The sequence below is a fragment of the Dickeya parazeae Ech586 genome (assembly GCF_000025065.1).
Lineage (GTDB): Bacteria > Pseudomonadota > Gammaproteobacteria > Enterobacterales > Enterobacteriaceae > Dickeya > Dickeya zeae.
In genome coordinates this window covers 1,878,074-1,900,636 of record NC_013592.1, presented here as the reverse complement: position 1 = coordinate 1,900,636, position 22,563 = coordinate 1,878,074, and the positions used below count along the sequence as shown (strand labels likewise).

Here is a 22,563-nt window from a genome sequence, read left to right as displayed (position 1 = left end):
GTATTACCTGGTGAACCTGTCAGGCTATCCCCCTCTGTGAGGAGGTGCCTAAAAACGAAGGGAGCATGCTGCTCCCTTCCGTGTATCCATCAGTCTTTCCAGCAGACCAGGCAGTAGTTTTTCTTGCCCCGACGCAGCAAGGTATAACGGCCAAACAGCCGGTCAGCATCCGTAAAGGTGTATTCCGGATCGAACTGTTTTTCACCGTTGATCGTGATCGCGTTGGAGGCGATGGTCTTACGCGCCTGCCCACGAGAAGGCTGCAATTCGGAATCAACCAGCGCCTGTTGTAAATCCGCGCCAGTCGCCAGTTCCACCATCGGTACGCCGTCTTGCGCCAGTTGCGCGAAATCCGCTTCGGTCAGATCGCTCAGGTTACCGTTAAACAGACTCTGGGTGATACGTTTAGCGGCTGTCAGCCCCTCTTCACCGTGCACCAGACGGGTCACTTCTTCTGCCAGAACGTACTGAGCACGCGGCGCCACCCCACTATTCTTATCTTCTTCTTCCAGTGCATTGATAACGTCAATGTCAAGGAAGGTGAAGAACTTCAGGAAGCGGTACACGTCCGCGTCAGAGGTGTTGATCCAGAACTGATAGAACTTGTACGGACTGGTCTTCTTCGGATCCAGCCATACCGCCCCGCCTTCGGTTTTACCGAATTTGGTTCCGTCTGCCTTGGTTATCAACGGAACCGTCAAACCAAACACCTGCTTCTGATGGAGGCGACGGGTCAGGTCGATCCCGGAGGTGATGTTACCCCACTGATCAGAACCACCAATCTCCAACTCCACGCCATGCAGCGCATTCAGCGAAGCAAAGTCGTAGCCCTGCAACAGGTTGTAGGAAAACTCGGTGAAGGAAATGCCCACGTCATCACGGTTCAGACGTTGCTTGACCGCTTCTTTGTTGATCATCTGGTTGACGGAGAAATGCTTACCGATATCGCGCAGGAACGTCAGCACGTTCATGGAACCAAACCAATCGTAGTTGTTGGCGGCTATAGCGCTGTTGGTACCACAGTCAAAATCCAGGAAAGGAGCGACCTGACGGCGGATTTTCTCTACCCACTCCTGCACGGTTTCTTCGGTATTCAGCTTACGCTCGGCGGCTTTGAAACTCGGGTCGCCAATCAACCCCGTAGCACCACCCACCAGCGCTACCGGTTTGTGTCCGGCCATCTGAAAGCGTTTCAGGCACAGCAGCGGTACCAGATGTCCCAAATGCAAGCTGTCGGCGGTCGGGTCGAAGCCGCAATACAGTGCAATTGGCCCCTGCGCCAGTCGCTCTGCTAACGCGCCCTCGTCCGTTACCTGGGCCACCAGGCCCCGCTCTTGCAATTGTTGAATCAGATTGCTTGCCATCAAAGTCTCCATGTATAAACGACTGCACCTTTGCCGGTACACGACTTTTCGCCATAGCGGCGAAAGTAATAATTCAGGGTGACATAGAATAAAGCGCCGACACCGGGAGTGCCAGCGCTTAACTCAACAAAATCCGGTGATTTAGGGTGCCAGCCGGTCAATTGTCCAGCCATTGCCCTCGCGTTGGTACAGAAAACGATCGTGCAGGCGGTGCTCGCCCCCCTGCCAGAACTCCACCGACTCGATAGTGACGCGGAACCCACCCCAGAAGCTCGGTAGTGGAATCTCACCTTGCTGGAACTTCTGCTTCATTTCAAAGAATTTGCTTTCCAGCATACTGCGGGCAGAGATGCGGCTGGACTGCTTTGAAACCCAGGCACCAATCTGGCTGTCGCGCGGGCGACTATGGAAATACTTCATGACATCCAGCATCGGCAGTTTTTCCGCCTTGCCCTGGACAATCACCTGACGCTCCAGCATGTGCCAGGGGAACAGCAGACTGATACGGGCGTTAGCAGCCAGTTGCTGGGCCTTGCGGCTGCCCATGTTGGTATAGAACACCATGCCTTTTTCATCATAGTGTTTCAGCAGTACGATGCGCTGATAAGGCTGGCCCTGCTCATCGACCGTTGCCACGCACATCGCGGTAGGATCTGCCAGTTGCGCTTCGCAGGCTTGTTTCAGCCAGCGTTCAAACAGATCGAGCGGGTTGGCGGTGAGGTCACGACGGCGCAGGCCGCCCTGAGTATATTCACGCCGCAAGTCGGCGATATCGACGCTTGCGGCCTGTTCCGGCGCAAGGGCCACCTTGTTGCGGGCGTTGTCGTTTTCTGTGGTCATGCAATCCTGCCGTTGCCTTATCGGGCGAGAAAGGGGAATGGCCCATTTTGCGCCCGCGTCGTCGAAATCTCAACGCCCGCAACGACATACAACGGCATAGAAACAGCCTTACTGCAACACGCAATCATTCACGATGATTCTATCGCCTCTGACGATAAACGCCTGTTGGCCCTTGCTCCAAAACGTATAACGATCATCGCTGTAACGCGTACCGGATGCAGCAGGCACCTGTGGCAAGGTATGAGGTTCTCCATCCAGCAGGAACGTCACGCTATCGACCTTTTGGCCGGGATTCAGTGTGACGGTAAGCGGCATGGTGCCACATTGGTAGTGTAAGGTTTGTGGCTGCGCCGTCGGCATAAAATGGGCACAGCCACTGAGCAACACTAATGCCCCTGTCATCCACAGTGGTTTCATCTTATTCTTCTCCGTCTTTTTTTCTGGCATTCGACGATTCCGGCATCCTGCGCGAACCATCACACAAAAGAGGAGTCTATCAACAACACGCTGACAGGCCTGTCGGCAAAATCTGATTACACCACCCTCATCCACTGACATCACATACGTTCGATTACACGTCCTTCAGCCGATTTACGCCACCATCGCGGGATAAATCGCCCCCAGGACCGTTTCACGGCTGGCCCCCGTCACCGAGGGTAAATTGCCCGGCAGCCCCGACAGGGTGCGAAATGCCAGCCAGGCGAACGCTAGCGCCTCCATATCATCACCCCGGATACCGAAGTTATCGGTCGGACAAACTTCAATACCCGGCAGGCGCGCCGACAGCTGACTCATCAGCAATGGATTACGCGCACCACCGCCACACACCAGTACGCGCTCACATCCCCCGGTCAACAATACCTGTTCGGCGATGCTTTCCGCCGTCAGCGCTACCAGCGTGGCCTGCACATCTTCCGGGCGCAAACGCACAAACGACACCAGTTGCCTTTCCAGCCATGTCAGATTGAAATACTCACGCCCGGTACTCTTTGGTGCCACCAGACCGAAATACGGATCGGCCAGCATGTGGCTTAGTAAGCGGTTATCCACCTGCCCCGTCAACGCCCAGGCGGCATCTTTGTCATAGGGCTGCGCCCGATTTCGCCATACCCAGGCATCCAACAGCATATTACCCGGCCCGGTGTCATAACCTTTTACCGCCTTCCCCGGCGCTAGTACCGAAATATTGGCGATCCCACCGATGTTCAGTACGATTCGTCGCTCCACCGGATGTTGCAGCAACGCGTGGTGGAAAACGGGCACCAGCGGTGCACCTTGTCCGCCCAACGCCATATCTCGCCGCCGAAAATCACCTACAGTGGTGATGCCGGTCACCGCGGCAATACGGTTACAATCGCCAATCTGCATCGTACAAGGGGCATCGCCGTCTGGCTCATGCCAAACCGTCTGTCCATGACAGCCAATCGCGGTAATATCCCCCGCACTCAGGCCGGTCTGGCGCAATAACGCCTGTACCGCGTCGGCAAACAGCGCGCCAAGGCGGGTATCAAGCCGCCCCAGCGCGGAAAGCGTTACCGCCTGCCCTTGATTCATGCTCAGTATCGTCTGGCGAATCTCAGGCGGAATCGGGTGACAATAACTGGCTTGCTGTGCAACGGTGTGCTCGTCAATGGCGGCCAGCACCACATCGACACCATCCAGGCTGGTGCCAGACATCACGCCAATATATCTTCCAGACCTCATCGGGTTACCTTTCGTTATGTAAATGACTGCCGGTTACGCCATGACAGCATCGATACCGGCGTCAGCGCGCGCACACGGTTCGTGGAGCGCGGTTTTCTGGCCCAATTTTGTCTTTTTTGTCAGACAGATGCCAGAGCAGATCGCCCATTATCCTTCAGTGCCTTTTTCAGAAAAAGAGGGATTCTCAAGGAACTTTATAACGCGTTTATTATCAATTTAGTCGCGCTATTCTATCTTTGACGCTAATCGACACAGTAGAATGGTGCGTTCGACCACGCCATAATGCGACAAGAGATAATTCGTCGGCTCAGGCTGCGCCCTCCGACACAGACACAGCTATAACAGGAGTCTTTCTATGATGAAACGTTTTCTCGTGATCACTTTAGCAGGTATCACACTGGCGGGTTGTGCTAACACCAGTACCCTGTCAGGAGACGTTTATAGTGCATCTGAAGCCAAACAAGTCCAGACGGTAACCTACGGTACCGTTGTCTCCACCCGCCCGGTACAGATTCAGGCCGGGGAAGACAGCAATGTCATTGGTACGATCGGTGGCGCGGTACTGGGCGGACTGGTGGGGAATACTATCGGTCGTGGTACGGGTCGTAATCTGGCAACAGCGGCAGGCGCGGTTGCAGGTGGCGTTGCGGGTAACAGCATTGAAGGCGCGGTTAACCGCGTTCAGGGGGTTGAGCTGGAAATCCGTAAAGATGATGGCAGCACCATCATGGTGGTACAAAAACAAGGCGACACCAAATTCCACGCTGGTCAACGTGTAGCGATGGCCAGTAATGGTCGTTCCATCACGGTATCTCCTCGCTAAGCGATAATAATCAATCACCACCCAATGGGGTGGTGATTGTCTTATCGCCCTCACCCGACTCGCCTGTTCAGATAAGCCATTATTGGTACGCTATACCCATTATAACGTCATACCTGTTATAACTTCAGGTTACAGGAATGTTGGTGTTATTAGTCCAGCGCCGACTTTTACCCTTCAGGTATGAGGCTTATCGAACACAACGCCGCTCCCGACAACGTTGTCCGTTATCTCAGTGACTTACTCATGTAAGCCGCTTGAAATACGCCGATTACCGCATTGCAAATGCTCATCATGAGCCTTGCCCTGAAGGGTTAACGCATTACACCACATACAATTGCACAACATATAATTGTGCAATTTATAACGGTACAACACGCATGCGTACCGCCCCGCAACTCGAATCATTGTGAGTATATATTGCCTGAAATTCGAATTACCTGCCGGGACATTTACTTCTTCTATTAATTAAGACTGAGTCTCATGTAATGCCAATATGTTTTTTTCCAGTCGGGAGATAATAGTGGCTAACTCATCTACTTCTGCAGGAGTAATACCATCTAATATTTCGCTGCGTGTTTGATCAATAACGTCATTTACCGCCTGAATGATCGGATCGGCCATATCTGTTAACAGAATTCGTTTGGCGCGTCGATCATGGGCACAAATATGTCGGGTAATTAACCCTTTGTCTTCCAACTGATCCAACGTTCGCACCAACGAAGGCTGTTCTATTCCAATCGCCTTGGCAAGTTGAATTTGGGACTGCCCCGGAGGCAGTTGGTGAATATTATGCAGCGTGACCCAGTGAGTTTGAGTGAGCTCTAGAGGCTTCAATCGATGATCAATCAAAGCACGCCATACACGAACCAACCGAGCTAAATCAGAACCTAACGGCAATTCCATCACCTCTCCTTATAGTTAGCATACTAAGCAACTTCCCTGGATTGCAATCAACTCTGATTTAAAACGAAAGTTTTATAAAAAGGTCTTATTGTTATCTATCTATTCTAGCAAATAATAATTAATTAAAAATGATCTTGAACTTAATTTATGCCATTAAATATCACCATGTCGATTAAAACAGGGTCGGCTGATCCGGTTCTGAGGATGTTGAATTTTTCTCATTTCGCTGCGAACGCTTCATCCTTTGGCGGCATAATCGTAGCACATCCTGTTTTTGCGCATCGCTCATCGTTCCCCAATTAAAGCGCTCGTTACGGCTTCGAAAACAACCACGGCAGAAGCCCCGGTCATCCGCCTGGCAGATACCGCGGCATGGGTTGGGAACAGGAAAAAGCTCGAGCTGCTCGGCCACAGTACCTCCTCATCCGACATCTTTATTGAAACCTTGATTGCCTTCACTGGCAAGCCTTACGTGGCGTTAATGCGCAATTAACCACCATATTTCCGTTTATCCTGGTTGTTTTGCGGCAAACGCGCATCAAAACCGGACTCAACGACACACAACATCTCTCCGCCACAGATTTGGACTCACCCCGGCAACGACGCTATACTCTGGCCCTATTGTTTCAGACGATAACGGAATACTACCGATATCGCCCAGACGGCTAACCCACGGATCAGAATAGGGGTCATTATGCGTTTACTTCACACCATGCTACGTGTTGGCGACCTGCAACGCGCTATCGATTTTTATACCAAGGTACTGGGTATGCGTCTGCTGCGCACCAGCGACAATCCGGAATATAAGTATTCTCTGGCATTTGTCGGCTACACCGAGGAAAGCGACGGCGCGGTGATCGAGCTGACCTACAACTGGGGTGTAGACAGCTATGAGATGGGTACCGCCTTTGGTCATATCGCGCTGGGTGTGGATGATGTCGCCGGCGCATGTGAGCGTATTCGTCAGGTCGGCGGCAAAGTGACCCGTGAAGCAGGCCCGGTCAAAGGCGGTACCACCGTGATCGCCTTCGTTGAAGACCCGGATGGCTACAAGATAGAACTGATTGAACGTTCACAAGCCGGTCAAGGACTGGGTAACTGATTCTATCCTTGCCTGTTCAGGTGCCGACGGCACCTGCCTTTTCCGGGGGACGGCACTCTGTCTGGCTGCTGCATCCCCCGACACAATTTGCCATAATGCGCACTGCATGTTGCTGAAGAAATAAGAAACGAATGGCTGAGAAAAATAACCTGAACGCTCTGAACGCGCGTTTTCGTGGGTTTTACCCTGTGGTGATTGACGTTGAGACCGCCGGGTTCAACGCGAAAACCGATGCGCTGCTGGAAATTGCAGCGGTAACGCTGAAAATGGATGAAAGCGGTTGGTTACAGCCGGACGACACCTTGCATTTTCATATCGAACCGTTCGAAGGCGCAATTCTGCGTCCCGAAGCACTGGCGTTTAACGGTATCGACCCGAGCAATCCTCTGCGCGGCGCGGTGAGTGAATATGACGCCCTACATGACATTTTTAAAGCCGTTCGCAAAGGTATCAAGGACCAGAATTGTAATCGTGCGATCATCGTGGCGCATAACGCAACCTTCGATCACAGCTTTCTGATGGCGGCGGCTGAACGTTGCGGCTTGAAACGCAACCCATTCCACCCGTTTGCCACCTTTGACACCGCCGCACTCAGCGGGCTGGTGCTGGGGCAAACCGTGTTGGCTAAAGCCTGTATTGCCGCGGAAATCCCTTTCGATGCCAGCCAGGCACACTCGGCGCTGTACGATACCGAGCGCACAGCACAGCTGTTTTGTGAACTGGTCAATCGGTGGAAACGGATGGGGGGCTGGCCGTTGGCTGGCGCTGTCGGCGATACCGAAGACGCGCCACTGGCTGTCGACGAAGGATAAGGCGGTACAACTACTGCTCACACGCCAACCTATGCTGGCGTAAAACAACGATAAACAGGCCGTCAGGCAGCGCAATGCTGCCTGACGATAAGGAAGATTACTGCTGGTCTTCCTGCTGGGAACGGTATTTGTCAGCTGTCTCTTTAATCAACTGTTGCAGTTCGCCACGCTGATACATCTCAATGACGATGTCACAACCGCCAACCAATTCACCATCCACCCACAGCTGCGGGAATGTCGGCCAATTGGCATATTTCGGCAATTCGGCGCGGATATCCGGGTTCTGCAAAATATCTACATAGGCAAAACGTTCGCCACACGCCGACAACGCCTGTACCGCCTGAGCAGAAAAACCGCAGCTCGGCAGTTTGGGAGAGCCTTTCATGTACAGCAGAATCGGGTTTTCAGCAATCTGGCGCTGAATTTTTTCAAGTGTCGTTGTCGTCATTCTATTGCTTCCTCAAGCGCGTGATGAGCAGCCCTTAAGAGCCGCTCATATGACTCGCGGCAAACCGTGGCATACCGCTTCTTTTGTTTTGTATTCTAACGATAGCGACGGCCACAAAAAAACGCTATCTTTTATAGGGTTTTATCCGGGTGACGCGCTAACGGTACAAAGCGACGCCAAATCGCCGGATAATTAAGCAGCAAACACCGTTGTTAACGTTTTCTCACTATTTTGTAGTAGGATTATTCTATCTCCCGCTTTTTTATCAGGTCATTTTCGGGAATACTGTAAAGATTGAACGATTGAGGACAACATTCGGTCAGAACTATCATGCGGTTATTTATTACGCTCTTTTTATTATTTTTCAGTAATCTATTTTCTGGTCTGGCGCTGGCTAATCCGCACGGCGGGGCAGTGCCACCACGCAAATCTGGTGTAGAAACGGCGAATAAAGCGCTTGATGAATCCAAAAAGAACAAAGTTGCCAAAAATGCTAACAAAAAAGGCACGGAGCCGACCCACGGCAAAAAACCGGAAAAACACGCAAAGCCTACGCCAGCCAAAACCGTAGCCAGTCACGATAAAAACGCGAAGTCGCACAATGACAAAAAGTCTGCGGACAAAAAGTCGGTGGCGGCGGCAGCCCATTCCTCCCATACAAAATCGCAGCCAGAGAAAAGCACGCATACCACTAAGGCTGCATTAGCGAAAACCACGAAAAAAGACGCAGCAAAGAAAGAAACACCGGCGCAGGCTAAAACCAGCCACAAAGCGCATGAACTCGTGGTCGCGAAAAACGCGCATAAAAAAGGTAAAGCGGCGGTCGATGAAGAAGATGAGGTAGCCGCCACGTCTTCACATGGTAAAAGCAAGAAAGGCAAACACGATAAAGCGGCGCTGACCATCAGTGCTGCTCACCAAAAACGCTATCAGCACGCCAAATTGACTGCCATGAACAAGCTGATGAGCCAAATCGGTAAACCGTACCATTGGGGCGGCGCAACGCCTTATTCAGGTTTTGATTGCAGCGGGCTGGTGTATTACGCCTATAAAGATGTGGTAAAAATCTCGATTCCGCGCACAGCCAATGAGATGTTCCACCTGCGTGACGCGGCGCCCATCAAGAAAAGCGAACTGGAAAGCGGTGACCTGGTGTTCTTCCGTATCACCAACCGCGGTGCTGCCGACCACGTTGGCGTCTACCTGGGCAATGGTCGTTTTATCCAGTCACCGCGCTCGGGTTCTGACATCAAAATCAGTAAATTGAGTGAAGATTACTGGCAGGATCATTATGTCGGCGCTCGCCGCGTGGTGACACCGAAGACCATTCGCTAACGGATATTCGTCAATAACAATCGGCTAAATGGCTTAATGAATAACGAGAAAAGGGGCACTAGCCCCTTTTCTGTTTTCTTTTTACACCACTGGCGATCTGCTATCAGTTCAATACCGCAGTGAAACTAAAAACAATGATCACCACGAGTGCGACCAACGTACTACACAGCGACATTTTCAAATTTGTATCCATCGTATTCTCCTGTATATGACTGATGATCGCCATCATCCCGTTATGTCTGAATCAACACCGTATCCCGGCGGATGGGCAAGCACATAAAGTATAGGTCTATTATTACCCGACTGAAGTCAAAAAACCGATTTCTGCGTCACAGAGATAACACGAATTGCCTCTTCCCCTTTTGCTCTAAATCGGCCAAAATCCGCAGTTTACCGTGTACACTGCGTTGGTCGAAGCGTCAGCCCTCCCTTCAAGCTACACACCTCGGCATGTCTCCTACTGAAATGTTGCCTTGTTGTCCAGCAGGAGCAAAATTCACGCAGGCAAACGATTAACAACATATTTACTGCTGTAACAGACCCACGACTGTAACAGATGAGTTCAGGAGTCACTTTAGATGGCAACGATTAAAGATGTGGCAAAACGCGCAGGCGTTTCAACCACAACCGTATCACACGTGATTAATAAAACACGTTTCGTCGCCGAAGAGACCAAGGCTGCGGTACGCGCAGCGATTGATGAATTGCATTATTCACCCAGTGCGGTGGCCCGAAGCCTGAAAGTCAACCACACCAAATCTATCGGGCTGCTGGCGACCTCCAGCGAAGCACCCTATTTCGCCGAAATTATCGAAGCGGTGGAAAACAGTTGCTACGCCAGAGGTTACACGTTGATTCTGTGTAACTCTCACAATAATCAGGATAAACAGCGTGCTTACCTGTCCATGCTGGCGCAAAAACGCGTGGATGGCCTGCTGGTGATGTGTGCCGAGTACCCGCCTGAACTGCTGTCAATGCTGGCGGATTATCGCCATATTCCGATGGTCGTCATGGATTGGGGCGAAGCCCACAGCGATTTCACCGATACCATTATTGATAATGCGTTTGCCGGTGGGTATATGGCCGGTCGCTATCTGATTGAGCGCGGGCATCGTGATATCGGTGCCATCCCCGGTTCTCAGGGGCGCAATACCGGCAGCGGGCGTTATTTGGGCTTTCTGAAAGCGCTGAAAGAAGCGGATATCCCCCTGCGTGACGAATGGGTGGTTCAGGGTGACTTTGAACCCGAATCCGGCTACAAAGCCATGCATCAGATTCTGGCGCAAAAGCAGCGACCGACCGCGGTATTCTGCGGCGGCGATATTATGGCTATGGGAGCGATTTGTGCGGCGGATGAACTGGGCCTGCGTGTACCGCAGGATATTTCGGTGATCGGTTACGACAATGTACGCCACTCCCGCTATTTTACGCCGGCGCTCACGACCATTCATCAGCCTAAGGAACGGCTGGGACAGGCGGCGTTCTCCATGCTGCTTGACCGCATCACCAGCAAACGCGAGGAAGCGCAAACCATCGAAGTCCACCCGACGCTGATCGAGCGCCGTTCCGTTGCTGACGGCCCGTATCTCGATTATCGCCGTTAATAGCCAGACGATTTCGTTATCGCACGCTGGCGAATCAACCGCCGTTATACCGCGCCGTAGAGCGCTAAAGCGTGTCTCCCTGGCACCCTAATATAGAACGCAATGTGCTGCTTTAGCCCGATGAATCTTGTCGCCGGGTTAAAGCAGTCATACACTTGTCACTGTCATTGACGACAATAACCATGATCAGACGATGCTTTTAGCAATACGCATCGCCTTACTTTTTCTACCCCACTAATGACTGTTACACCGTTTGTCACGGCCGGGGTAGACGCCTTTCGTGTCGGCTTGTCTCTTATTTTCCTCTGAGGCTCTCAGGGATAGACGATGACGTGTGGAATGGGTACATCGAATACCCTCCATCGCGATATTTGTCTGGTTTATCCCGTATAACGCATGTATCTGGCAAGGTAGGGAGAAGTTATGAGTTCATCTTACGTGGAGGATCTGGGTACCCCCAGTCAACCCTGGTTCCAACTGGTTAATGAAATGCTGTCGGCCGCGAATATCGCCATTAACGGTTCGCGACCGTTTGATATTCAGGTCAAAAACCCTGAACTGTTCAAGCGCATATTGCGTGACGGGTCACTGGGTCTGGGCGAAAGTTACATGGATGGCTGGTGGGAATGTGAACGGCTAGACATGTTTTTCCATCGAGCGATACGCGCCGGGCTGGAGAAGCAACTGCCCCAGCGTTGGCAGGATACGCTACGGATACTGATGGCTCGCCTGACCAATCTGCAATCGCGTCGGCGGGCATGGATTGTAGGTAAGGAGCATTACGACCTCGGTAATGATCTTTTTAGCCTGATGCTAGACCCGTACATGCAGTACTCCTGTGGTTACTGGAAACAAGCCGAAACCCTGGAGCAGGCACAACAAGATAAGCTGCGCCTCATTTGCGAAAAATTGCAGTTACGCCGGGGAATGACACTGCTGGATATCGGCTGCGGCTGGGGTGGTCTGGCCGAATTTGCCGCCCGCCATTACGGTGTTAGCGTAACCGGTGTGACCATCTCCCGCGAGCAACAGGCATTGGCGCAACAACGTTGTCAGGATCTGGATGTCACCATTCTGCTACAGGACTATCGCGATCTGAATCGGCAGTTTGACCGTATCGTTTCCGTCGGCATGTTCGAACATGTCGGTCCGAAAAATTACGATACTTACTTCAGGGTGGTCAGAAAAAACCTCAAATCCACCGGTTTGTTCCTGTTGCATACCATCGGCGCAAACGAAACCAGCCTCAAGGTCGATGCCTGGATAGACAAATACATCTTCCCTAATGGGTGTTTACCCTCAGTGCAGCATATCGCCCAGCGCAGCGAGCCTTATCTGGTCATGGAAGACTGGCACAATTTCGGCGCGGACTATGACCGTACCCTTATGGCCTGGCACGAGCGCTTCCAGCAGCACTGGCCGACCCTGTCAGCACGCTACCCCGAGCGCTTCCGGCGGATGTTCAGTTATTACCTTAACGCCTGTGCCGGTGCGTTTCGCGCACGCAACATCCAACTCTGGCAGGTGTTATTCAGTGTCGAAGGGATTGAAGGCGGTATGCGCGTGGCACGATGAACGGGTGGCGGCACATCGCCCACTCCTGTCGCCCTCGCCTCACGAATTAAGAGCCACAAACAAAAACCGGCAGTCTGGAGTCTGGCTGCCGGTTTTATTATGGCTAACAGGAATAACACGCGTTCAGGCGTCTTTTATTCACTCTTCGCAGCAAGCTCTGCCGCCAGCGCTTGTTGCTGCTCTGCCTGACGAGCCATAACACGCTCAACCGTGTCGATAATGGCCTGAGTCTGCGGGTCAATTTCGATATTGATACGGTCGCCCAGGCGTTTTTGCCCCAGCGTCGTGCGTTGCAGCGTTTCCGGAATCAGGTGCACGCAGAAACGGCTACGGGTCACTTCACCTACCGTCAGGCTGATACCATCAATACCAATAAATCCCTTGTGCAACACATATTTCATCTGCGACTCATCAGACAGCCGGAACCAGATCTGATGATTATTTTCCGACGTCAGAATTTTCACGATTTCCGCCGTGCACATGATATGACCAGACATGACATGCCCGCCAATTTCATCGCCATATTTGGCTGCACGCTCCACATTAACCCGATCGCCGACCTTCACGTCACCCAGATTGGTCAACCGCAGTGTCTCTTTAATCAGATCAAAACTCACCCGATCGTCGTCAATATGGGTGACAGTCAGGCAGCAACCGTTGTGCGCTACGGATGCGCCCGTTTCCAGTCCCGGCAACAGTTCGGGGGGCAGTTGAACGACATGGGTGCGGAAATTGGGTTTTTCATCGACGGACACGACGGTCGCCGTGCCCTGAACAATACCGGTAAACATGGTGTTGAGCTTGCCTCCTGATCAGTAATAGGCGTGAACGCCCCACGACAGCGGCGCGGCATAGCGGCCGACGCCCGACAGTGGCGACGTTCACTTATGTCAGGCAGTTTGCACCATATCATCAGGAAAACCAAACGGGATCATTCTCTGTCAGTCAATCATTGGTTTACTGTTGGCAAATAGTTACAATACTTCATCTTTTTTCGTAAAAATAAAGGATGATTGTCTTTCTCTCCTCATTAGAGATCTCTCTCCATCCTGCATTAGGAAGGTGTTTTCGTGCAGAAGTACTTATCAGAAGCCCGTCATTTGCTGGCGCTGGCTATCCCGGTCATCATCGCTCAAGTATCACAAACCTCAATGGGTGTGGTGGATACCATCATGGCAGGTTCCTACAGCGCCACGGATATGGCCGCCGTAGCCGTGGGGACATCCATCTGGTTGCCCGTTATCCTGTTCGGTCACGGTTTGCTGATGGCGCTGACACCCGTCGTGGCGAACCTCAACGGTTCCGGGCGCCGGGACCGCATCGCGCATCAAACCCAGCAAGCCTTTCTGCTGGCGACAGGCATTTCCATACTGACCATGGTGGTGCTTTATCAGGGGAAATATGCGATCAACCTGATGCATGACGGTGCGCCGGAGCTGGCCGACAAAGCGGTGAACTATCTGCATGCGCTGCTGTGGGGCGCACCCGGTTATCTGTTCTATCAGGTATTGCGCAGTCAGTGCGAAGGGCTATCTAAAACCAAGCCAGGTATGGTGATCGGTTTTATCGGCCTGTTGATTAACATCCCTATCAACTACGTTTTTATCCACGGTAAGCTTGGCATGCCAGAGCTGGGTGGTGTTGGCTGTGGTGTGGCGACGGCCTCTGTATACTGGATAATGATGCTGATGATGGCGGTCTATTCCCGCCACGCTTACTGGCTGAAAGATATCCGCCGATTCAACACCCCGTTGAAGCCGGATTGGGCGGTACTCCGGCGTTTATCCGGTCTGGGATTGCCAATAGCACTGGCACTGTTATTCGAAGTGACACTATTTGCCATCGTCGCCCTGCTGGTGTTGCCACTCGGGGTCGTGAATGTGGCAGGGCACCAGATTGCGCTTAATTTCAGTTCACTGATGTTCGTACTGCCGTTGTCGGTAGGTGTTGCCGCAACCATTCGTGTCGGCCACCGTCTGGGCGAGGGCTCAGCACCAGCGGCCCGGGTAGCGGCGCGTACCAGTATTGCGGCCGGTGTGTTGCTGGCCATCTGCACCGCTATCTTTACCATCACGCTGCGTGAACCTATCGCTATGCTGTACAACAAAAATCCGGATGTCGTAGCGATGGCATCGCATCTGATGCTGCTGGCGGCGGTCTACCAGATTTCCGATGCCGTGCAGACCATCGGTAGCGGCGTCTTGCGTGGTTACAAGGATACGCGCGCTATCTTCTTCATCACGTTCATCGCTTACTGGCTGCTGGGGCTACCCAGCGGTTATATGCTGGCGCTAACCGACATACTGGTGCCACGTATGGGGCCTGCGGGATTCTGGTGGGGATTTATCATCGGCCTGACCTCCTCCGCCACCATGATGGTACTGCGCATACGTTGGGTACAGCGCCAATCGCCAGATCGTATTCTGGCACGAGCCGCACGCTAAGGACGCCAGAGCGCCGAAAAAAGCGGCGCTCTGTCTACAAGCTCGTCAATCAGTGAGATACAACCGGAATTTTGCGTTTTTCTCCTTGCAAGCGTCCATCCAGCCCGTTAATATTCGTCCCCGCTGTCGCCCTGACAGCAGCTGATAAAATAATGCGTTCATAGCTCAGTTGGTTAGAGCACCACCTTGACATGGTGGGGGTCGTTGGTTCGAGTCCAATTGAACGCACCATTTTTCAGGCATTAGCCTCGCGCTAATGTACACGTTGCGACCGTAGCTCAGTTGGTTAGAGCACCACCTTGACATGGTGGGGGTCGGTGGTTCGAGTCCACTCGGTCGCACCATTTCATGTTCTATAGCCGTACACTGATGACTATAGTGCGTGGAGAAGAAGAAAATTTTCATTTTCTTTCGTTCCAGTGAAATCTATCGAAATCCTCCCCGATCCAACGATTTTAAATCCACGTTTAAGTCCATCTTGAATGCGAGTGAATTCGATACCAGATTGTTACTATCAAGCGGTACTGCCGGGAACCAGAATCCAGCGTTGACTCATAATCCGGAGCGACAGTCATACTCGATGTAGTGTACTCGTAATGGAACGGCTAAACATTACACCGGACCGCATGTGGATAAGCAAGGCAACACCTTCACTATTGATGATGGAGAGGTGTGGCAGTTAGATTACAACAACGACAATGTTTGGGGGAAAGCCGCGTTGTTTGGCCTATTCTGCGCAGTTAAAGGCCGTAATTTAAAATTGTGTAATTTAATGTGCATTGTTTTTTTCATGAAAAATATCTGGGATGAAGATAAAACACTAGTCGCTAAAATATAAAGTAAAAAAACAAGAAAGATGACCTCGAACGCTACGACTCAATGGAAACATTCAGTGAGATTTCTCCGAATGCTGTTATGCCGATCATAACTCTTGCTATATTAATGACCATCAAATGAACATTAATTACATGGAGAAAAAAATGAGGCTTTCGTTAATATTTATATTGGCGAGTTCGACATTGCTTATTTTTAATTATTCAGCTATCGCCAGTTCTTCTCATATAAACCCATCACAACCTTGCTGTGAAAAACCAAACCGAGGTGGTGTTCTTTCATCTGATAAATTAATATATCTCATATCAATCTCTTCTCAGTATGATGAGAGCATCATCCCAAAAATAAAAAAAGCATTTTCCTCTTCTGGATATAGCATTGACACAACTTATCTCCATCAAAACCCGACGCCATTAGGCTATACAGACACCGATAAAGCCCGTGCGGATACATTGATTAAGGCTATGACAGACGATAAAGTAAAGTACCTCTGGTTTGTACGAGGAGGAGCAGGCGCACTTAACTTATACCCTTACCTCTATGAAAAAAAAGAAGAAATCGCCAAGTCAACGCCTAAAGTTCTTATCGGTTTCAGCGATGTCACCGCAATACATTATTATGTTAACAATGTAATAAAATGGCCAAGTGTTCACGGGATCCTCGCATCTTATAATATGGAGATGCATGCTATAACCGGAAGCAAGATTAATATGTATAGCAGCATTAATGACACACTTGCCGCCATTTTCAAAGGCAGTACATACAGTGGAGTTTCACCGATGAATTCCGTCGCTTATGCCGGAGCCATCGGGGTTGCAAGCGGTGGAAATCTGACGCTAGTGCAGTCATTTTTTTCAACAAAATATGAAGATAATTACTCAAAAAAAATATTGTTATTAGAAGATGTTGATGAAAACCCACGACAACTTGACCGAACATTACATCAACTGCTCTATAAGAGAGACTTCCACCCTAAGGCAATAATTTTTGGACAATTTTACAAGGACGACATGGATAAAAAAGATAAAGAAATCTATAAATATACCATCAGCAATTTTGCAAAAAAAACGAATTACCCCGTATATTACTACCCAGAATTTGGTCATGGATACACGAATACACCCTTTATTCTTTCGAAAAGATTAGAGATAGATTGCAATATCAAATATGAGTATTGCAGCCTTAAACAACCTCCCCTTTATCGGCATTAGATTAGGCGTACAACATCCACAACGATCACCACCTGGCACACATTTTTTCGGCACAACCATCAAACAATCCCATTGGTGTTTATACCCAAAATAATTCGAGTTGCAGGACAACACGCTCGCGTGTTGAACAACGTAGTACGTTGGCCCGACAGGGCAAGGCTCGCCAAGAGCCTTGTAACGCGGTGACGCAGCGAACCCCCAAGAGCTTACATCAGTAAGTGACTGGGGTGAGTGACAAATCGGCACTCGCCGATTTGAACGCTGCTTGCTGCGGCCCGTAGGGCGAGGCCCATTGATGGGCCGAGTAAGAAAGCCAACGCATCTGCAACTTGAAGTATGACGGGTATAGATACCGAAACGGGCAGGATACCCTGCCCATTTTTTTTACCCGGTAAGGCGGGCGTTATTTAAATATCTTCTGCACAAACTCGATATAGGCCGGACGCCAGACGTCCATTTCATGCCCTAAGCCGGGGTATTGCCGGTAATCGAATTTGACGCCTTTCTGCTCCAGTTGCGCTTTTAACCCGGCAATATCTTTACCGGTCACGGTATCTTTTTCACCCACTGCGACACTGAAATTATGCAGTTGCCGATTGATAGCAGCAGCATTCCCCAACTGTGCGGTGACCTGTGCATTCGGCACGGTTTCCGTGGTTACGCCACTGAAGGTTGCCAGCCAGCCGAAATAATCCAGATGGCTCATGCCTGACACCAACGCCTGATATCCCCCCTGAGACAACCCAGCCAGCGCACGGCCATCCGCATCCCGACGCGCATTGAAGCGCTCGCTGACCAGCGGAATAATGTCATGGATCAGCTCGCGGTCAGCGGCGGCAGCATTACGTGGATAAAACACCTTACGTCGATCTTTCGGCAAAAAATCTTCCGCAATCGCGTCTGTTGCATCGGTCTCGGTATCCGGGATCACCACCAGCATCGGCGTGATTTTTTTCTCCGCCAGCAGGTTATCCATGATTTGGGGGATACGCCCTTGTCTGACGGCAGAATCCCCGGCATCACCAAACCCATGATAGAAATACAACACGGGCAGCGGCTTACCGGTCCCGGTGTATCCCGGTGGCGTCCAGACATAAACCTGCCGTTCCGATTTCAGCGACGCCGAATGGTAGGTCACCGTACGCAGTTCACCATGTGGCACTGCCCGTGTATCCAGCACGCTACCAGGCACCAGAATCATACTGGTATTGACCTGACGCTGCGGTTTGGGGAAAGCGGAACCGGTATCAATGCTGCGAAAACCATCCACATTAAAAAAATACTCATACAGATTGGGCTGCTTTGGCTCGCTACGCCACGACCAGACACCCAGCTCGTTTTTTACCATTGGGTGGGCAACCCAGGTTTCCGGCGTTGCACCGGTCACCACACTCACCGATTTTGCCGCCGGTGCAAACAACCGAAACGTAATACTGTTATCCGCGTTGACCTGTGACAAATACTGTTTCGTCGGCACATCAACACGCGGTAGTTCTGGAATCCCCCCCGAGGCGGCTAGCGCCGTCAGTGGCGTGGCGACGCTCAGTGCAGAGAGCAGCAGGTACAGACAGGTTTTCCTGGTTTTCATTATTAACCTCTTTTTGTAGGTACAGGGAAAATAGACTAGCGGTGTCAATAAAACGGCCCCAGCTCACGTAACGTGATAAATGCCCGGCTGTTAGTTGACGATGCTACGGTAGCGGGCGCAGGATTGTCCGCGATCGGCGTAGCGGTTTTCGTTATGCTGCTAACATTATTTTTCATGCGGTTATCGACACATGGCTGAGAGTATTGCTGCCTTGATGTTCTCGCTACCAATACCAGCCATGATGCACGTTGCAGGTATGAAGACATTCCCGCAACGTGAATTCCCACTATTACCACGTTGATGTTTGGCTACCGTGTCAGCGTTTTTCCGTGGCTGGCAATAACGGACTGATACCAATAGAAGCTATTTTTACGCCGCCGTTCCAGCGTTCCCTTACCGGTATCATCGCGGTCAACATAAATAAAACCGTAGCGCTTTGACATTTCCGCTTTTGACGCGCTGACCAAATCAATCGGCCCCCAACAGGTATACCCTACTACCTCCACGCCATCGGCAATCGCTTCGCTGACCTGCACCAGATGATCGTTTAAATAACGGATACGATAATCATCCTGTATTTCGCCATTGTCTTCGATCTTATCTTTCGCCCCCAGACCATTCTCAACAATAAATAATGGCTTTTGGTAGCGGTCATACAAGAAATTTAATAAATACCGCAATCCCAGCGGATCAATCTGCCAACCCCATTCAGAACTTTCCAAATAGGGGTTCGGCACCATATTCAAAATATTGCCACGCGTTTTTTCACGTTGCGCCTCATCGGTACTGACACAACCGGTCATATAATAACTAAACGAGATAAAATCGACGGTGGCGGCCAGATCCTGTTTGTCCTGTTCCGTTATCACCAGCGTAATACCCTGCTCGCGGAAATAACGCTGCATATATCCGGGGTACGCGCCGCGTACCTGCACATCACCGAAGAAGAGCCATTCCCGGTTCTGGTGCAGGCTTTCCATTACATCTTCCGGTTTACTGGTTAATGGATAGAGCATCGCCCCCAGCAGCATATTGCCGATTTTCGCGTCCGGGATGATATCGTGGCAGGCTTGCACTGCTCTGGCACTCGCGACCAGTTGATGATGGATAGCCTGATAAATCGCCGCTTTGCTACTGTCTGACGGTAACCCAACACCGGTAAACGGCGCGTGCAGTGACATGTTGATCTCATTGAACGTCAGCCACCGTTTCACCTTGTGCTGATAACGTGTAAACACCGTGCGGGCATAGCGCTCAAAGCAATCAATGGTCAGCCGATTGCCCCAGCCGCCATGCTTTTTCACCAGTCCATACGGCATTTCATAATGTGACAACGTCACCAATGGCTGAATGCCGTGTTTTGCCAGCTCATCAAACAGCCGATCGTAAAATGCCAGCCCCGCTTCATTCGGTTCCAGCTCATCTCCCTCGGGAAAAATACGCGTCCAGGCAATGGATACACGCAGGCAGGTAAAGCCCATTTCAGCAAACAACGCGATATCTTGCGGGTAACGATGATAGAAATCGATCGCCACATCTTTAATCCCGCTGTCGCCGGGCTGACGCTCCACAATACTGCCGAAAATCCCCTGAGGCTGTAAATCTGAGGTGGAAAGCCCTTTTCCATCCGTCAGATAGGCACCTTCCACCTGGTTGGCGGCAATCGCACCGCCCCATAAAAAGTGTTCCGGGAAAGGATTACTCATCATTGATCTCCTGTATCTCTGTTCACGCATGATTCAACATACCAGTTGTGCCAGCGGTGTATTGGCATCGACTTTGCCGCTAGCGACGGGCGTTACCCTTTGATAATGTTCACTATTGGTAATCACCATCGGCGTGGTAAGGTCGTATCCTGCCGCCTCAATCGCCGGGCCATCAAACTCCAGTAACAGATCACCTTGCCGCACCACATCGCCGACACGGACATGCGGGGTAAAATAACGGCCATCCAGCCGGACGGTATCGATACCAACGTGTATCAACACTTCTGCTCCACCCCGTGATGCCAGACCAATGGCGTGGTGGGTCTTAAACAACGATGCGACGGTACCGTCTACCGGTGCATAAAGCCGCCCTTGTGAAGGCCGGATCGCTACCCCTTTCCCCATCACACCGCTGGCGAAAGTGCGATCGGTGACCTGTTCTAACGGCACAACCTCACCCACCAACGGACTACACAGCACTTCTTCGCAAACCTGGTTTTCATCACGGATAGAGGTTTCCTCACGAGTAGCAGGTTCATCGTGAACCACACCGGTGTGATTCTGTGTCGCGGCAGGTTGCGTTGTACTTTCCACCACCGTTTCTTGTGCGTCGTCTTTCGGCATACCGAATGCCCAACTGGTTACCGCGGCGAACGTGAACGCCGCCAGCGTCCCGATGACAGCCGCCCAAACGCTGCTATCCACACCGGTCGGCGGAATGATCTGGGTAAAGGTAAAAATGCTCGGGAAACCAAACGAATAGATGGTGGTGTGGAAATACCCCATGACCGCTGCCCCCACCGCGCCCCCGATGCAACCAAAGATGAAGGGACGACGCAGTGGTAATGTCACACCGTATACCGCCGGTTCGGTAATACCGAAAATCGCGGCAGAAAACGCCGACCCGGCAATCCCTTTGCGCTTCATGTCACGGGTGCGCAGCAGTACGCCAAGCGTCGCACCGGCCTGACCCAGTACCGCTGGTGTCAACAGCGGCAGCAGCGTGTCATGCCCCATTACACTCAGGTTATTCAGCATCAGCGGCACAAACCCCCAATGCAGGCCGAAAATCACGCATACCTGCCAAAATGCCCCCATGACCGCGCCAGCCAGCATCGAGTTCAACCCATACAACCATTGATACCCGCCCGACAGCATCTGACTGAGCCAGGTGGCACTGGGACCAATCACTAAAAATGTCAGAGGGACGCTAATGGCAACACACAGCAGCGGCGTGAAGAAATTACGGATATTGGCATGCAGCCAACGGTTCAACGGTTTTTCCAGCTTGCAAGACACCCAACTGGCGAACAGGATCGGAATGACCGACGAACTGTAGTTGATAAAGGTTATCGGGAGACCCAGAAAATGGAGTATCGGATGATCGGGTGCCTGCATGGCGCTAAAAGCGGCGATCATACTGGGGTGAACCAGCGTGGCGCCAATCACCAGCGTCGTAAACGGGTTACCGCCAAATTTCTTGCCCGCGGTATACCCCAGCACAATCGGGAAAAAATAGAACAACGCATCACTGGCGGCAAACAGCAATTTATAGGTGCCGCTGCTCTCCACGATTATCTGAGTGGCGATGCCCAGCGCCAAAAATCCTTTCAGGATCCCCATTGCCGCCATCACACCGACGAAGGGCGTAAAAATACTGGAAATAATATCGATAAACCGGGCAAGCAGGTTCTCTTTCTTCTCTTCTGGCAAAGTGGATGAGTCACTGAAACGCGCCATGCCATCAAGCGATAACAATGCCTGATAGACCTCAGCGACCTGATTACCCACGACGACCTGAAACTGCCCACCGCTTTCCACCACCATAATAATGCCGGGATTATTTTTCAGGGCATCCGCATGGGCAGCAGCATTATTTTTTAATTTAAACCGCAAACGCGTGGCGCAATGGATCACGCTAATAATATTGTCCTGACCCCCTACGCCCTCTTTTATCTCACTGGCTAATGTTTCGTAACTCATGGTGATATCCTTAATACTCAGTCCATGCCCGAAGAAAACTGCTGAGCGACTGCACTCTACGCTGTCAGAACACCTTGAGGTCAGCACCTCTTGATATCAGCGCCCCTTGTACTCGAGGCAAAAAAAAACCTGAACCGTTTCATTGCGGCGTGATGCTCGCAAAAAACGGTTCAGGTTTTGCCTGTATGCTCCTTAGTGGGATATACAGTCGCAATCCATATTCATTACGTTACAGATTACCAGCGTAATGTATGCTGGCAAGCGCTTCACACCGGTCATCGGCTATT

General features: G+C 51.3%; 20 protein-coding genes, 2 tRNA genes and 1 pseudogene. 11 read left to right on the top strand and 12 right to left on the bottom strand.

Translation table 11 applies throughout. The features are described 5' to 3' along the window. Positions 1–89: 89 nt before the first annotated feature. From tyrS to anmK, 4 genes are all read right to left on the bottom strand, one after another. Positions 90–1,367 carry a tyrosine--tRNA ligase gene (gene tyrS / locus DD586_RS08345; protein ID WP_041164866.1) on the bottom strand — a complete coding sequence of 426 codons (1,278 nt, stop codon included), beginning with the start codon at positions 1,365–1,367 and terminating at the stop codon, positions 90–92. A 138-nt stretch (positions 1,368–1,505) separates the two neighbouring features. Next, positions 1,506–2,204, bottom strand: coding sequence for a pyridoxamine 5'-phosphate oxidase (gene pdxH / locus DD586_RS08340; RefSeq protein ID WP_012884369.1), 699 nt, complete (start codon positions 2,202–2,204; stop codon positions 1,506–1,508). A 108-nt stretch (positions 2,205–2,312) separates the two neighbouring features. After that, positions 2,313–2,621: an MliC family protein gene (locus DD586_RS08335; RefSeq protein ID WP_012884368.1), complete on the bottom strand. Its 309-nt coding sequence runs from the start codon at positions 2,619–2,621 to the stop codon at positions 2,313–2,315. 174 nt (positions 2,622–2,795) lie between these two features. After that, positions 2,796–3,908: an anhydro-N-acetylmuramic acid kinase gene (anmK, locus tag DD586_RS08330; RefSeq protein ID WP_012884367.1), complete on the bottom strand. Its 1,113-nt coding sequence runs from the start codon at positions 3,906–3,908 to the stop codon at positions 2,796–2,798. Between the two features lie 355 nt (positions 3,909–4,263). On the opposite strand from anmK, the gene DD586_RS08325 reads away from it, so the two are divergent. Beyond that, positions 4,264–4,731: an outer membrane lipoprotein gene (locus DD586_RS08325; RefSeq protein ID WP_012884366.1), complete on the top strand. Its 468-nt coding sequence runs from the start codon at positions 4,264–4,266 to the stop codon at positions 4,729–4,731. 465 nt (positions 4,732–5,196) lie between these two features. Here the strand turns inward: DD586_RS08325 and slyA are convergent, their stop codons facing one another. Both slyA and DD586_RS21320 read right to left on the bottom strand, forming a co-directional pair. Further along, positions 5,197–5,634 (bottom strand): transcriptional regulator SlyA, encoded by a 438-nt coding sequence (gene slyA, locus DD586_RS08320; RefSeq protein ID WP_012884365.1) that lies wholly within the window; start codon positions 5,632–5,634, stop codon positions 5,197–5,199. 172 nt (positions 5,635–5,806) lie between these two features. After that, positions 5,807–6,046, bottom strand: a complete 240-nt coding sequence (locus DD586_RS21320; protein WP_012884364.1) for a DUF1289 domain-containing protein — start codon at positions 6,044–6,046, stop codon at positions 5,807–5,809. Positions 6,047–6,328: 282 nt separating this feature from the next. Here DD586_RS21320 and gloA point away from each other — a divergent pair, with 282 nt between their 5' ends. Next, on the top strand, positions 6,329–6,736 hold the full coding sequence (gloA, locus tag DD586_RS08315; RefSeq protein ID WP_012884363.1) for a lactoylglutathione lyase: 408 nt from the start codon (positions 6,329–6,331) through the stop codon (positions 6,734–6,736). A gap of 131 nt (positions 6,737–6,867) precedes the next feature. After that, positions 6,868–7,548, top strand: a complete 681-nt coding sequence (rnt, locus tag DD586_RS08310; RefSeq protein ID WP_012884362.1) for a ribonuclease T — start codon at positions 6,868–6,870, stop codon at positions 7,546–7,548. 97 nt (positions 7,549–7,645) lie between these two features. On the opposite strand, the gene DD586_RS08305 is transcribed toward rnt, so the two are convergent. After that, positions 7,646–7,996 carry a Grx4 family monothiol glutaredoxin gene (locus tag DD586_RS08305; RefSeq protein ID WP_012884361.1) on the bottom strand — a complete coding sequence of 117 codons (351 nt, stop codon included), beginning with the start codon at positions 7,994–7,996 and terminating at the stop codon, positions 7,646–7,648. A 330-nt stretch (positions 7,997–8,326) separates the two neighbouring features. Here DD586_RS08305 and DD586_RS08300 point away from each other — a divergent pair, with 330 nt between their 5' ends. Continuing rightward, positions 8,327–9,331 carry a C40 family peptidase gene (locus DD586_RS08300; RefSeq protein ID WP_012884360.1) on the top strand — a complete coding sequence of 335 codons (1,005 nt, stop codon included), beginning with the start codon at positions 8,327–8,329 and terminating at the stop codon, positions 9,329–9,331. Positions 9,332–9,434: 103 nt separating this feature from the next. On the opposite strand, the gene cydH is transcribed toward DD586_RS08300, so the two are convergent. Continuing rightward, positions 9,435–9,524 carry a cytochrome bd-I oxidase subunit CydH gene (gene cydH / locus DD586_RS21835; protein WP_023640084.1) on the bottom strand — a complete coding sequence of 30 codons (90 nt, stop codon included), beginning with the start codon at positions 9,522–9,524 and terminating at the stop codon, positions 9,435–9,437. A gap of 385 nt (positions 9,525–9,909) precedes the next feature. On the opposite strand from cydH, the gene purR reads away from it, so the two are divergent. Further along, positions 9,910–10,935 (top strand): HTH-type transcriptional repressor PurR, encoded by a 1,026-nt coding sequence (purR, locus tag DD586_RS08295; RefSeq protein WP_012884359.1) that lies wholly within the window; start codon positions 9,910–9,912, stop codon positions 10,933–10,935. Positions 10,936–11,358: 423 nt separating this feature from the next. Further along, positions 11,359–12,510, top strand: coding sequence for a cyclopropane fatty acyl phospholipid synthase (cfa, locus tag DD586_RS08290; RefSeq protein WP_012884358.1), 1,152 nt, complete (start codon positions 11,359–11,361; stop codon positions 12,508–12,510). Positions 12,511–12,644: 134 nt separating this feature from the next. On the opposite strand, the gene DD586_RS08285 is transcribed toward cfa, so the two are convergent. Continuing rightward, the gene (locus DD586_RS08285; protein ID WP_012884357.1) at positions 12,645–13,301 is read right to left on the bottom strand and encodes a riboflavin synthase; all 657 of its coding nucleotides are present in this window, start codon (positions 13,299–13,301) and stop codon (positions 12,645–12,647) included. A 279-nt stretch (positions 13,302–13,580) separates the two neighbouring features. On the opposite strand from DD586_RS08285, the gene DD586_RS08280 reads away from it, so the two are divergent. From DD586_RS08280 to DD586_RS08260, 5 genes and pseudogenes are all read left to right on the top strand, one after another. After that, on the top strand, positions 13,581–14,954 hold the full coding sequence (locus DD586_RS08280; protein WP_012884356.1) for an MATE family efflux transporter: 1,374 nt from the start codon (positions 13,581–13,583) through the stop codon (positions 14,952–14,954). A 154-nt stretch (positions 14,955–15,108) separates the two neighbouring features. Then, positions 15,109–15,185 (top strand) — tRNA-Val (locus tag DD586_RS08275). A 36-nt stretch (positions 15,186–15,221) separates the two neighbouring features. Then, a tRNA-Val gene (locus DD586_RS08270) sits at positions 15,222–15,298 on the top strand. Positions 15,299–15,555: 257 nt separating this feature from the next. Further along, a pseudogene (locus DD586_RS08265) lies at positions 15,556–15,792 on the top strand (MEKHLA domain-containing protein); the annotation flags it as partial. A 130-nt stretch (positions 15,793–15,922) separates the two neighbouring features. Continuing rightward, positions 15,923–16,999 (top strand): LD-carboxypeptidase, encoded by a 1,077-nt coding sequence (locus tag DD586_RS08260; RefSeq protein ID WP_157668894.1) that lies wholly within the window; start codon positions 15,923–15,925, stop codon positions 16,997–16,999. A 403-nt stretch (positions 17,000–17,402) separates the two neighbouring features. On the opposite strand, the gene DD586_RS08255 is transcribed toward DD586_RS08260, so the two are convergent. The 3 genes from DD586_RS08255 to bglF all read right to left on the bottom strand — a co-directional run bounded on the left by DD586_RS08255 (position 17,403) and on the right by bglF (position 22,276). Further along, a complete protein-coding gene (locus DD586_RS08255) occupies positions 17,403–18,587 on the bottom strand; it encodes an alpha/beta hydrolase-fold protein (RefSeq protein ID WP_012884353.1) in 1,185 nt (394 codons plus the stop codon). Positions 18,588–18,895: 308 nt separating this feature from the next. After that, the gene (locus tag DD586_RS08250; protein ID WP_012884352.1) at positions 18,896–20,293 is read right to left on the bottom strand and encodes a glycoside hydrolase family 1 protein; all 1,398 of its coding nucleotides are present in this window, start codon (positions 20,291–20,293) and stop codon (positions 18,896–18,898) included. Positions 20,294–20,326: 33 nt separating this feature from the next. Next, positions 20,327–22,276, bottom strand: coding sequence for a PTS beta-glucoside transporter subunit IIABC (gene bglF / locus DD586_RS08245; protein WP_012884351.1), 1,950 nt, complete (start codon positions 22,274–22,276; stop codon positions 20,327–20,329). Positions 22,277–22,563: the final 287 nt, after the last annotated feature.